Origin of the sequence: Paenibacillus mesotrionivorans, from assembly GCF_046098205.1 — a bacterium.
Taxonomy (GTDB): Bacteria; Bacillota; Bacilli; order Paenibacillales; family NBRC-103111; genus Paenibacillus_AR; species Paenibacillus_AR mesotrionivorans.
Window position 1 is genome coordinate 233,082 of record NZ_JBJURJ010000005.1, and the last position, 12,171, is coordinate 245,252.

The window sequence follows — 12,171 nt, forward strand, 5'->3', positions numbered from 1 at the left end:
CCATGATATAATCCACCTAGGAGTAAAGTCTGATAGACTTATGAGACTTACTGCCTACCAGCTAAAGGAGCGAAAAGTGATGCCGAAACGATCGAAATCCGTGGCGCTGGCCCTCGGGATTATCATGTTCATGATGCCTGCCGGTCCCTGGACCCAAACCGCCCTGGCCGAAGCTTCCCCCAGTGTTGTAGTGGACGGCTCCATATCGACATGGGGCAAGGAAACCATCATGCGCGACGGAATCTATTATTTGCCCATGCGGAGCTTTTTTGAACAGCAGGATTATAGAGTATCTTGGAATTCCTCCGCGGGCCGAATTATTGTGGAAAAACAGGGTCTTCACCGGCTGGAGCTGACAGCGGGAGATCCGTACATCGTTCTGGACGGCCAAAGCTTCCGGATCGATCCGCCTCCCGTATTGATCGACGGCAGCGTATACATAGCAATGGAAGGCTACAGCATCCCGGAGCTAATGGGCTACGGGATTGAAACCAACCGCTACCGGGGCAAGCTCTACCTTTCCACCTCCCTGTGGGATCAGATCAGGACCGCCTTAAACACCGGAAGCTACAGGCTGGAGGGGGTATATGGCGGCGTTTCCGGCGCAAACCGGGATGCCAAGCTCTATCTGGGAGACGAGCTGGTTTATGAAGGCCAGTGGTCCGGTGGCGGAATGAACGGTGCGGGCATTCTTTACCGTAACGGGAAGGTCATCTACAAGGGCGGCTTATCGAACAATTTGCCTGACGGCCCCGGTACCTTTTATGACATCGGAAACGAACGGTATGAAGGGCTGTTTAAGCACGGGCGGCCCAATGGCAAAGGAAAGCTGTATACAGGCGATACGCTTTTTTATGAAGGGGATTGGAAAGAAGGCCGGATGTCCGGCAACGGCAAGCTGTACGGCGCGGAAGGGAAAGCCCTCTTCGAAGGAACCTTTGACGGCGGGCTCCGTTACGGCTACGGGGTGTTGTTTGATAAGGACGGCAAGAAGGTGTATGAAGGCAACTGGGTCAAGGACCAGCGCTACGGCTACGGCAAATCCTTCAGTCAGGATGGAAAGGTGCTGTATGCGGGCAATTGGCTGGAGGACCACGAAAACGGGAAAGGTCAACTCCGCCGCTTCGGCAAGATTAAGCTGTACCAGCTTGACGGCGTAACCGCTATTTCTGAGGAGGAGGTGGAGGTCGCTTATGTATCCGATGTGGAATACCGGAACGGCATTCTGTTTAAGCAAACGGAATCCGATCTGGTGTACCGCGGCGAATTTAATGAGGCGGGTGAGCTCCACGGCGAAGGGGAAGCAGGACGGATAGTGGGAACTGTTTCGTCCAGTGCCGGAGTGTTGAATAAATGGGAGCCGCTGTACAAAGGGCAATTCAAGAACGGACAGATGACGGGCACCGGAGCCTTGTACACCGGCAATGGGACGAAGGAATACGACGGGCAGTTAAGCGGCGGTGTCCGGGACGGCAACGGCCTTTCGTTTATGGCTAACGGACAAATGCAATATTACGGTCCGTGGGTGAACGGCATCAGGAGCGGCAAGGGCTGGGTTTATGGCTATGGCACGCCTGACTCTTCCGTAGCCAACACCAGCTTTACCCTGACGGAAGCGGAATTCAGCCAGGGCTCGCAGATTTCCTCCGGCAATGTATATCAGGTCTATACGGATGTGAAAAACGGCGTAGGCAAAAGCAAAGGCACCCAATATTGGCTTTATGACGCGGACAAAAAGGAAGACCTGACCGTTTTTAGCTCGTACGGAAACAAGGGACGGCTGGTCTATGAAGGGGATATGCAAAACGGGCTGCGCCATGGCTATGGGGAGGAAAAGCTCACCAACGGCACGTATAAAGGAAATTTCGCCTATAACAAATGGCATGGCAGCGGTGTGCTGGAGACGGTAAACGACTATGTTCACGTCAAATATGAAGGGATCTTCGAGAACGGGCGCAAAACCGGCAGCGGAAAGCTCTACGTTAATAAGATTCTTGTGTACGAAGGCCAATTCCTGAATGATGACCGTTCCGGATACGGCATCAGCTATTACGACAACGGCAAAAAGGAATACGAGGGCAGCTTCGCCTACAACAACCGGCATGGCATCGGCACACTCTATGATTACCTGGGCAATGTAATTTATAAGGGAGAATTCCGCGACGGCCTGACCTTAACCCAATATAAGGAACGGTATCAGTGACAAAGCCATGAAAAACGTAAGTTTCCTGGAGTCCGGAGGAATCCCAGGAAGCGGCATCCTATTATCATCCCGTTCGATTTATGCTAAAATGATAGAGTTATGTTAACTTACTAGAACGGGAGAGACATCCTTTGAACAAACCACAAAAAGCCTTAAGCCGTGCCATGGCCCAAATGCGGAGCTGGAGCTGGCTGAAGCGGACTTATGCTGCTATATTTGCAATTGGCTTTATGATATCGAGCTTTTTGTTTTTGACACCTACGGGGGAGGCATCCCGGGAATGGATGGCGCAGACGGTTATCACTACCCAGCACCGATCCTGGGCCTGGATGTTCGTCGGCGGGGAGAAGCGGGACCGTATGGTGGCCCAGCTTCACCTGGACCGTGAGCTTATGGGCACCGAACGCCAGAATTTCGGCATGATTAATGTCGGGAACGGCCACAAAACGGTGAAGCGGTCGGCTGAAGAGCTGATCAAGGTGGAGGATATTTCCGCCCCTCTGTGGAAAGGCAAAAAAATGTACGTGTATGACCCCCGCGCTATCCGCGTGGTGGTGCCGTCCAAAAGCGGCGAAGGCGAACGTATCTCCTCCATGGTGGAGCGGACCGGCGCTTATGCAGGCATTAACGGCGGCGGCTTTGTGGATCCCGACGGTCTGGGCAACGGTTTTGCCCCCATCGGCTTTATTATTTCGGGCGGGGAGATTCTGTATACGGACCAGGACGGCAGCATTGCCCAGCACGTAGTAGGCTTCACCAAAGAAGGTGTACTTGTTGTCGGCAAATATACCATTGACCAGCTCCTGGAGATGGGAATTTCCGAGGCGGTTATGTTTTACCCGCGGGTCATTGCCAACGGCAAGGGCCTGATAACCTCCGGTGACGGCGGCTGGGGCCGCGGCCCGCGGACGGCCATCGGCCAGAAGGAGGACGGCACCGTGGTGATTATGGTCATCGACGGCCGCCAGACCCACAGTGTGGGTGCCACCTTGAAGGAACTCCAGGATTTGATGCTGGAGGAGGGTGTGGTGAATGCCGGGTTCCTGGATGGCGGCGCCTCCTCGGAGCTGGTTACCCATACGGACGGGCTGATTACCAAACCCTCCAGCCGTTACGGAGAACGCCGTCTTCCTTCGGCCTTGCTGGTATTCGGCAATCCAGATGAATATGTGCCCAACAACCCGTGGGACGGGGTAACGAATATTGATCCGGGCGGCGCTTATGACCACCCGGACTTCCTGAAGGAGCAGGCGGAGAACAAGAACAAGCCCAAACCCTCCGTCTCCCCTTCCGCTTCAACCTCGGCAACGCCGAAGCCTGATAAAAGCACGGAGCCCAGCTCCTCGGCATCCGGTAAACCGGCTTCGCCGAATACCTCCGGCTCGCCCGGAGCCGGCAGCCCTTCCGGCGGCACACCCGCAGGCGGCGGAAGCGGCACTCCTACTGCTCCGGCTAATTCTGCCGGAGCAGGCACGGGCGGCACCGCAAGCCCCGGCGCCAGTGCAGGCGCGGGAGCAGGCGGTACCACCGCCACGCCCGGAACGGGCGCCAGTGCGACGCCGAAGCCGTCCTCTTCGGCGGGAGCCGGGGCAGGGGCGTCGGTGCAGCCTTCTGTGAAGGCGAACTCCACCGCGTCCCCCGGTGATGTGAAGCTGCCCGGCGCTTCCGCTGGGCAGCAAAGCGATGCCGCCGGCGTCGCGAAGCCTACGGCGCCGACAGCCACCACAGGCGGCGCCGGCACGGGCGCAGCCGGCAGCGGCGGTTCCCCGGCGGCAGCAGCCAATGCCGGGAACGGCGGTTAACAGCAACACCCCCATTCTCCTGCAGCAGCAGAGGATGGGGGTGTTTGTTGTTATGTGTGTGCGGCCTCTTGCATCTTCAAACTTTGTGTCCTATAGGGACGCGCGTGTAGGAACGTTACTCCCAACCTCTTCCGAAATGCAAATGTGCATCTATTTGGTAAACAAACCTTCAATTTTACGGTCTATCCTGCAAAAGTGCAGTTATTTCCGTCAGATGGGAGCAAGCTGCCCCACGCGGCGGAAAATAGATGCATTTTTGCATTTGGGGTGCTTGGAGAGGTGCAATTCCAGCAGAATAGATGCACTTTTGCAGGATAAGGTTGGTGGAAGTTCGAAAAGCATTTGTGGGCGCTAAACAACAATTTTAGCGAATTGCATGTTCAACCTTTACTTTAGGGCGTGTCTGAAAACTTGTTGAAGGCATCTTTCATCGCCTTTTCGTCCCTTACTGCGTTATTTCACGTCCCGTCCGTTAGACGCGGGAACGCCACGCCTACTATCCCCTTTGTAATCAGCTCTCCACTCGTTCCCTCTCCCCTTCCTCCCACACCCGTATGGTATAATGTCATCACGTGCTTATATGCTGTCTGCCGGGAGGCCAACAATATCATGAACAATATAGGGGAGTTTGAGTTCCAGACGTACCCTCCACATGCCTTAATGGATTTGAAGTTTTATTATTGCGGAACGGAAAACTGTGTGCCCGGCCACTCGGTGGGACCGATGCTTAGGGACTACTATAAGATTCACTATATCCACAGCGGAACGGGGATTTACTCCACAGGCGGCCAGACTTATAAGCTGGAGGCCGGACAAGGGTTTCTGGTGTTTCCGGAGGAGCTCTCCTACTATTGCGCGGACAAGGAGGAGCCCTGGACGTATTCCTGGGTAGCGTTCAACGGCCTGCAGGTGGAGCAGATTCTGAAGCAGTCCGCGCTGTCTGTAACTTGTCCCGTGTTCGATATAGCCCATCATGACGAGTATATCCGCAGCTGCTTCATCGAGATGTTCAAAGCCGACGAACCCGGCTTTAACCGGGAGCTGCGCCTTCAGGGAGCCCTCTATTCCTTTCTGGCCGCTATTCTGAGCCCGGACCGGAGCAGCCGCAGCCGGGAGGATATGCAGGCCCACTATATCAGCCGCGTCATCTCCCTCATCCAGCAAAACTACGCCACCCACGTGCATATTGAGACCATCGCCCAAACCCTGGGCCTAAACCGCAAGTACCTGTCCAAGATGTTCAAGCAGGAGATGGGCATTACGCCTCAGCAGTACCTCATCCAGTTCCGGATGAACCGGGCCTGCGAGCTGCTGCAGAATCCGATCCTCACCGTCGGGGAGGTTGCCTCCAGTGTCGGGTACGCGGATCAGCTGCTTTTCTCCAAGATCTTCAAACGCACAATGGCGGTATCCCCAAGGGAATACCGCCAGAGCAGATTGGCGGAGCTAAGCCCCGCCGCTTATTAGCACGAAAATGAGGGTATTAGCTGCTCCCCTCTGAGTTTTCAGACACACCCTAACCCAACGCGCGTTCCAGCGCTTTTCCTTGAGCTTCAATGGTCTCCTCAATATCCTCGTCCGTATGGGCGGTGGAGACGAACATCCCCTCAAACTGCGAAGGCGCCAGGCTCACGCCCAAATCCAGCATAGCCGCAAAATACCGCCGGAACAGCTCCAGATCGGAGGTTCGTGCTGTTTCGAAGTTGACCACCGGCTCACGGGTAAAAAACGGACAAACCATGGAGCCGACCCGGTTGATGGTCACGGGCGCTCCCAGACGGGCCGCATTCTCCGTAAAGCCTGCCTCCAGCCGGGCTGCCTTCCGGTCCAGCTCGGCATATACCTCTGGCGTCAATAAAGACAGGGTGGTATAGCCTGCCGTCATGGCCAGCGGATTGCCCGACAGTGTGCCTGCCTGGTAGATAGGGCCGGAGGGAGCCATCCGCTCCACAATCTCCCGTTTGCCGCCATAAGCGCCAACAGGTAGCCCTCCGCCGATGACCTTGCCCATACAGGTGATATCCGGAGTGACGCCATAGAGCCCTTGTGCGCTATGGTAGCCCACCCGGAAGCCCGTCATCACCTCATCGAAAATCAGCAGACTGCCGTTTGTTTCCGTCAGCTCCCGGAGCCCTTCCAAGAAACCGGGCGCCGGTGGAACCACACCCATATTCCCGGCAATCGGCTCCACAATAACAGCGGCAATCTCCGACCCAAACTGTGCGAAGGCAAGCTTGGCCGCTTCCAGATCGTTATACGGCACGGCAATGGTATTGGCCGCTACACTCTTGGGCACACCCGGACTGTCCGGCAGACCCAGCGTGGCGACGCCGGAACCGGCCTTAATGAGGAGCGAGTCCCCGTGGCCGTGGTAGCTGCCCTCAAACTTCAGAATCTTGTCCCGTCCCGTGTAGCCCCGGGCCAGCCGCAGGGCGCTCATGGTAGCCTCCGTACCGCTGTTTACCATCCGCACGATGTCCACAGAAGGCATACGCTCCGCTACCAGCTCGGCCATCCGTACCTCCAGCTCCGTCGGCGCGCCGAAGCTGGTGCCTCTTTCCGCGGCAGCCTTGATGGCTTCGATGACCTGGGGATGGGCATGTCCAAGAATCAGCGGTCCCCAGGAGCAGATATAGTCGATGAAGCTGTTGCCGTCAATATCATAAATCCGGGAGCCAGCCGCCCGATCCACAAACACGGGGGTCAGCCCAACCGATTTGTAGGCCCGAACGGGGCTGTTTACGCCCCCTGGGATCACCTGACGCGCCTTTTCGAAGGCTGCTTTGGATTTCTCGTCAATTCTTGCCCGCTGCATAATCAACCTCTCCCTTTGCCGCCGCTGTTCCGGCTTCCCCCCGGCGGATTACCTCGTCCTCCCAGGCATCCATTTCCGGAGTGAAATAGGAAACGCGGGTTTTCTTGTACTCCTTGGTAGAATACAGCGTAATCCGCTGGGTAATGCCTGTCTCATCCTCAATCGCCTGCAGAATGGACTCGCATTCGTCCACGGACCGCCCGTGCACCATCGTAAATATATTGTATGGCCAATCCTCGTACACCGGCCGCAGGTAACAGTGGCTGACCGCCTTGAACTCGGCCATCCGGTACCCGACCTCGTCGGTCCGTTCCGGCGGCACCATCCACACGCCCATCCCGTTAGCCGTATAACCCGCCTTCCGGTGGTTCAGCACAGCAGAGTAGCGGCGCATTTGTTTTTTGTCCACAAAAGCCTTGGCGCCCTCCAGAAGCTCCTGCACCGTCACTCCCGCATTGACAGCCCACTGGTCAAAGGGGCGGGGCACAACAGGCAGATCCTTCTGCAGCTCCCGGATCATCCGGATATCCCGCTCCGTGACCACACGGGAGGCCTGACTGCGGTCCTCCTCGCGGTATTGGGGGGCGGCTTTGGTTTTGGTCAGGTCCTGCTTGCCGGACATGTCCAGGTTGACACCGATTTTGAAAAGCTTCAGAGTCGGCAGCATCCGGATGGCCTCCACCCCGGCCTGCTCACCCAGGATGCGTACGGTTTCCTCCAGCCCCAGTCTGGAATTGGGGGGTACGGCAAGGGTGAACCACAAATTAAAGCTGTGGTTACGCTTGTAATTGTGCGTAACCCCGGGATGACGGTTAATGATGGCAGCCGCTTCATCCAGACGCTCCGGAGCGATGCGCGCCGCCACCAGGCTGGAGGAATAACCTAAGGTCCGTGTATCGAAGATAGCGGAAATCTGCCGGATGGTGCCTTCCTTAAGCGCCCCGATGCGGGTCATGACTTCCTCTTCCGTCAAACCCGCCCGTTCCCCGATGGCCTGGAAGGGACGCTCCACCAAATCGATGCCTTCCTGCAAAATATTCAAAATCGCAGCATCCAACTCGTCAATATTGCGTGGTGACATGTCCACCCCTCCTATCTGGAAATAACTGCTCGGTGCTAATTTCTTGGCAGCTCCATAAGCCACCTTGCCACATCCTTGGCGAAATAGGTCAGGATCACATCGGCTCCGGCCCGTTTCATACCGGTCAGCATCTCCAGCACCACCGACTTTTCGTCGATCCAGCCCTGTGCGGAGGCAGCCTTCACCATGGAATATTCACCGCTGACATTATAGGCTACTACCGGCAGATCAAAGCTTTCCTTCAACAGCCGGATCACATCCATATACGCCAGCGCCGGCTTCACCATCAGGAAATCTGCGCCCTCCACCACGTCGGACTCCGCTTCCCGCAAGGCTTCCCGGACATTGGCCGGGTCCATCTGATAGGTCCGCCGGTCTCCGAATTGGGGGGCGGAATGGGCGGCCTCCCGGAAGGGGCCGTAGAAGGCTGAGGCATACTTGACGGCGTAGGACATCACCGGCACATGCCGGAAGCCCGCTTCATCAAGGCCTGTCCGGATCGCATGGACGAAGCCGTCCATCATATTGGACGGAGCAATGATGTCCGCTCCCGCCTGGGCCTGGGAAACAGCCGTTGCCACCAGAAACTCCAGGCTGGCGTCATTATCCACCTCCGCCTGGCCCAGCACCTCATTATGATGAACCACGCCGCAATGCCCGTGGCTGGTAAACTGGCACAGGCACGTATCCGCAATCACCAGAAGCTGCGGGTGGCGCTGCTTAATATAACGGGTGGCTTCCTGCACAATCCCGTGTTCATGGTAGGCTCCTGAGCCGCATTCATCCTTGTGCTCCGGCACCCCGAACAGCAGAATGCCCTGAATGCCCAGCTCCACAATCTCATCCAGCTCACTAGTCAGCATATCCAACGACAGATGATATACACCTGGCATGGAAGGGATTTCCTCGCGGATGCCGGTTCCCGGAACAGCGAACAGCGGATAAATCAGATCATGTACCGAAAGCGCATGCTCGCGCACAAGATTGCGGATAGCCGTATTGCCGCGCAGCCGGCGGTGGCGGATCAAGGGAAAGCTCATCATGCAAGACTCCTTTTTTATATGAAATGAGGTCTACAGTCGGGAGAGAGTGTCCACCAACGAATCGATGGTTGCTTCGGCAGCCATCGCATCCACACGCAGGCCAAACTTGCGGACGGTATCCGCCGTCAGCGGGCCGATGCATACGATAGCGGATTTGGCGAGTAAGGCGGCAGGTTCAGCAACACCCGCTTTACGCAGAATAGTGAAGAGATTATCCACCGTGGAGGAGCTGGTGAAGGTAATCACATGGATGTCCCCGCTGCGGAGCTGCTCCAGCACCTCATCGGACCGGTCATCCTCCAACACGGTTTCATACACATCCACCTCTGTCACGCCTAACCCCAATTCCTTCAGCTTCACAGGCAAATAATCCCGGGCAATATCCGATCGTGGCAAAAGTGCCTTTTGGCCCGGAGCCAGCTGGGGCAGGATAGCGTCCAAAAGCCCCTCCCCCTGGAATTTAGCCGGAAGGCGTTCCGCCATAATTCCCCGTTCCGCCAGCAATTCCGCGGTTTTGGGACCCACTGCCGCCACCTTGGCTGTATGCATAGTGCGAATGTCCACACCCAGCTGCTGCAGCCGCCGGAAAAAGTAGCTGACCCCATTGGGGCTGGTGAACAGCACCCAATCGTAATCCCCCAGCCGGCCTAGCGCCTCATCCAGCGCGGCCCGGACCTCCGGGGCCTCCGGCTCCTGCAGGCGGATCACCGGAAATTCCACCGCCTCGCCGCCCAGCTCGTCGATTTGCTCTGCCAACGCGCTGGATTGGCTGCGGGCCCGGGTGACCAGTACCCGTTTGCCGAACAGAGGCTTTTTCTCATACCAGCTCAAGGTTTCCCGGAGCTTTACTACCTCGCCGACAATAATGATGGCAGGGGACTGAAAATCTGCTTCCCTGGCCTGCTCCACAATGGTAGCGAGGGTGCCGGTCAGAGTCTGCTGCTCCGGCCGGGTTCCCCATCGGATCAGCGCCACCGGAGTTTCCGCGGCACGTCCGTTTGTAACAAGTGACTCGCATATGTAAGGAAGATTGGCAATGCCCATCAGGAAAATGCTGGTGCCGGTGGCGGTGGCAAGCTTCTTCCAATCATGGCTGCTTTCCGTCTTCACCGGATCCTCATGCCCGGTTATAATCGCCAGTGACGAGGTATAGTCCCGGTGTGTGACGGGGATACCCGCATAAGCCGGGACCGCGATAGCCGAGGTAATGCCGGGCACAATCTCGAAGGGCACTCTCTCCGCGGCCAGCAGCTCCGCTTCCTCCCCCACCCGGCCGAAAATACTGGGGTCTCCCCCTTTAAGCCGGGCTACGGTTTTGCCGCTCAGGGCCAAATCCGCAAGCAGGCGGTTAATCTCCTCCTGGCGCAGGGTATGACGGTCCGGGAGCTTGCCCACGTAGATCTTCTCGGCCCCCGGCTTCATATAACGCAAAAGACGGGGGTTGGCAAGCCGGTCATATACCACTGTGTCCGCCTTGGCGATACATTCCGCACCGCGGACGGTAATCAGCTTGGGATCTCCAGGTCCGGCCCCGATAAGGTACACGGTACCCTTGCGGTTCAAAGGCTGTTGTTCCTTATTCATGCGCTTCACTCCTCACCTTCGCCAGGATCCGGTCGGCTCCCCGGCTGATCAATGTCCCGGCTAACCGGCTGCCCATTGCTTCGGGATCATGTCCCGTAAGGGTATCCCTCAGCAGAACGCTGCCATCCGGTTCCCCCACCATGCCGGTAAGGGAAAGCTGGCCATCGGGAAGAAAGACAGCATAAGCCCCAATAGGCACCTGGCAGCCTCCCTGCAGTGTATCCAAAAAGCTGCGTTCCGCCGCCACCGCCCGGCGGGTCTCCTCATGGGTAACCGCAGCCAGCAGCTCCAGGATAATGGCATCCGCGCTGCGGCATTCAATGGCCAATGCGCCTTGGCCGACGGCAGGCAGACACAGCTCCGGCTCCAGATATTCCGTGACCCGGTTTTGCCAGCCCATCCGGTGCAGACCCGCTGCAGCCAGAATGACCGCATCCATCTCTCCGGTATCCAGCCTGCGCAGCCGGGAATCGATGTTGCCGCGAAGCACCTCCATAACCAGATCGGGCCGGGCCGCCTTCAGCTGGCATGCCCGCCGCAGGCTGGAGGTTCCTACACGCGCCCCATTGGGCAAGGCTTCGAAGCCACCGCCGCTCCGGGTGATGAGGCAGTCCCTGGGGTCCTCACGAGGGGGCACCCCACCGATGACCAACCCTTCGGGGAGCTCTGCCGGCATGTCCTTCATGCTATGTATAGCCAGATCAATCTCTTCCTCCAGAAGAGCATGTTCGATTTCCTTGACAAACAGGCCTTTACCGCCAACCTTGGACAAGGAAACATCCAAAATCCGGTCACCCTTGGTCACAATTTTCTTCAGCTCAAACTCGGCCTCCACCCCGGTCCTGCGAGCCGCTTCCCGCAGCAGCTCCACCACCTGTCCGCTTTGGGTCAGCGCCAAGGCGCTCTGCCGGGTACCGATTACAATTTTGCGCATGCTTCTCCTCCGTGGGGAGAAACCGGTCCGGACGGAGGACAACCATCCATCTGGCTCATCACGCGGCTTCTCCATTCTTCAAATTCACCGTTTTTGATTTTCTCCAGCACATTCTCCTGCAGAACCGAACGGTACAGCTCCTGCCTCGCCCGGGTATCCTGCACCAGCTCCTGGGTACGCAGGCGGAATTCGCTTAAGAAATCGAGGTAAATCTCATACTCCTCACCGAAGCAGGCCTCAATCTGCCGTCTTACGGAAGCGGCAACGGACGGACTGGCGCCCAGAGTGGAGACGGCAATGACCAGCTTCCCCCTGCGTACAACAGAGGGGACAATAAAGTCCCCCAGCTCCGGCCGTTCCACCATATTGACGGCGCGGTTATGGCGGCGCGCCAGCTCCAGCACCGCGTCGTTGACGCCCGCATCATCAGTGGCGGCAACAACCAGGTACATCCCTTCCTGGTCCCCGGGCACATACGCCCGTTCCACCGCTTCCAGCACACCCTCTTCCGCCCATTGTCTAATGGCTCCGGTTATTCTGGGGCTGACTACCCTTACCCTCGCCCTCGCCTCCATAAGCGAGGCAATCCGCCGCTCCGCAACCGGGCCCCCTCCTACAACCAGGCAGGGCTTGTCCTCCAGCCGCAGCAGCACGGGGAAATATCCTTCCATGCCGGCTCACATCCACATCCCATGATGAAAATCCTATC

At 57.5% G+C, this 12,171-nt stretch carries 9 protein-coding genes; 3 read left to right on the forward strand and 6 right to left on the reverse strand.

Annotation, left to right across the window (positions count from 1 at the left end):
- The first annotated feature begins 79 nt into the window (after window positions 1–79).
- From ACI1P1_RS09280 to ACI1P1_RS09290, 3 genes are all read left to right on the forward strand, one after another.
- A complete protein-coding gene (locus tag ACI1P1_RS09280; protein WP_416216093.1) occupies window positions 80–2,203 on the forward strand; it encodes a stalk domain-containing protein in 2,124 nt (707 codons plus the stop codon).
- 131 nt (window positions 2,204–2,334) lie between these two features.
- On the forward strand, window positions 2,335–4,005 hold the full coding sequence (locus tag ACI1P1_RS09285) for a phosphodiester glycosidase family protein (protein WP_416216094.1): 1,671 nt from the start codon (window positions 2,335–2,337) through the stop codon (window positions 4,003–4,005).
- A 609-nt stretch (window positions 4,006–4,614) separates the two neighbouring features.
- The gene (locus ACI1P1_RS09290) at window positions 4,615–5,472 is read left to right on the forward strand and encodes an AraC family transcriptional regulator (protein WP_416216095.1); all 858 of its coding nucleotides are present in this window, start codon (window positions 4,615–4,617) and stop codon (window positions 5,470–5,472) included.
- A gap of 49 nt (window positions 5,473–5,521) precedes the next feature.
- Here the strand turns inward: ACI1P1_RS09290 and hemL are convergent, their stop codons facing one another.
- From hemL to ACI1P1_RS09320, 6 genes are read right to left on the reverse strand one after another with little or no spacing between them, the layout of a single operon-like run.
- Complete coding sequence (hemL, locus tag ACI1P1_RS09295) at window positions 5,522–6,820, reverse strand: glutamate-1-semialdehyde 2,1-aminomutase (protein ID WP_416216096.1); 1,299 nt, start codon at window positions 6,818–6,820, stop codon at window positions 5,522–5,524.
- Window positions 6,801–7,901 carry a siroheme decarboxylase subunit alpha gene (ahbA, locus tag ACI1P1_RS09300; protein ID WP_416216097.1) on the reverse strand — a complete coding sequence of 367 codons (1,101 nt, stop codon included), beginning with the start codon at window positions 7,899–7,901 and terminating at the stop codon, window positions 6,801–6,803. The genes hemL and ahbA overlap by 20 nt, the downstream gene beginning before the upstream one ends.
- Window positions 7,902–7,936: 35 nt before the next feature.
- Entirely contained in the window at window positions 7,937–8,941 is a 1,005-nt protein-coding gene (gene hemB / locus ACI1P1_RS09305) for a porphobilinogen synthase (protein WP_416216233.1), read from the reverse strand.
- 33 nt (window positions 8,942–8,974) lie between these two features.
- Complete coding sequence (gene cobA / locus ACI1P1_RS09310) at window positions 8,975–10,528, reverse strand: uroporphyrinogen-III C-methyltransferase (RefSeq protein WP_416216098.1); 1,554 nt, start codon at window positions 10,526–10,528, stop codon at window positions 8,975–8,977.
- Entirely contained in the window at window positions 10,521–11,462 is a 942-nt protein-coding gene (hemC, locus tag ACI1P1_RS09315; RefSeq protein ID WP_416216099.1) for a hydroxymethylbilane synthase, read from the reverse strand. The genes cobA and hemC overlap by 8 nt, the downstream gene beginning before the upstream one ends.
- The gene (locus ACI1P1_RS09320; RefSeq protein WP_416216100.1) at window positions 11,447–12,133 is read right to left on the reverse strand and encodes a precorrin-2 dehydrogenase/sirohydrochlorin ferrochelatase family protein; all 687 of its coding nucleotides are present in this window, start codon (window positions 12,131–12,133) and stop codon (window positions 11,447–11,449) included. Before ACI1P1_RS09320 ends, hemC begins: the two co-directional genes overlap by 16 nt.
- Window positions 12,134–12,171 lie beyond the last annotated feature (38 nt).

What these genes read in the sequence shown, in the direction of transcription:
- ACI1P1_RS09280 (WP_416216093.1), top strand. Translation starts at nt 80, where the DNA reads ATGCCGAAACGATCGAAATCCGTGGCGCTGGCCCTCGGGATTATCATG.
- ACI1P1_RS09290 (WP_416216095.1), top strand. Translation starts at nt 4,615, where the DNA reads ATGAACAATATAGGGGAGTTTGAGTTCCAGACGTACCCTCCACATGCC.
- hemL (WP_416216096.1), bottom strand. Translation starts at nt 6,820, where the DNA reads ATGCAGCGGGCAAGAATTGACGAGAAATCCAAAGCAGCCTTCGAAAAG.
- ahbA (WP_416216097.1), bottom strand. Translation starts at nt 7,901, where the DNA reads ATGTCACCACGCAATATTGACGAGTTGGATGCTGCGATTTTGAATATT.
- hemB (WP_416216233.1), bottom strand. Translation starts at nt 8,941, where the DNA reads ATGAGCTTTCCCTTGATCCGCCACCGCCGGCTGCGCGGCAATACGGCT.
- cobA (WP_416216098.1), bottom strand. Translation starts at nt 10,528, where the DNA reads ATGAATAAGGAACAACAGCCTTTGAACCGCAAGGGTACCGTGTACCTT.
- hemC (WP_416216099.1), bottom strand. Translation starts at nt 11,462, where the DNA reads ATGCGCAAAATTGTAATCGGTACCCGGCAGAGCGCCTTGGCGCTGACC.
- ACI1P1_RS09320 (WP_416216100.1), bottom strand. Translation starts at nt 12,133, where the DNA reads ATGGAAGGATATTTCCCCGTGCTGCTGCGGCTGGAGGACAAGCCCTGC.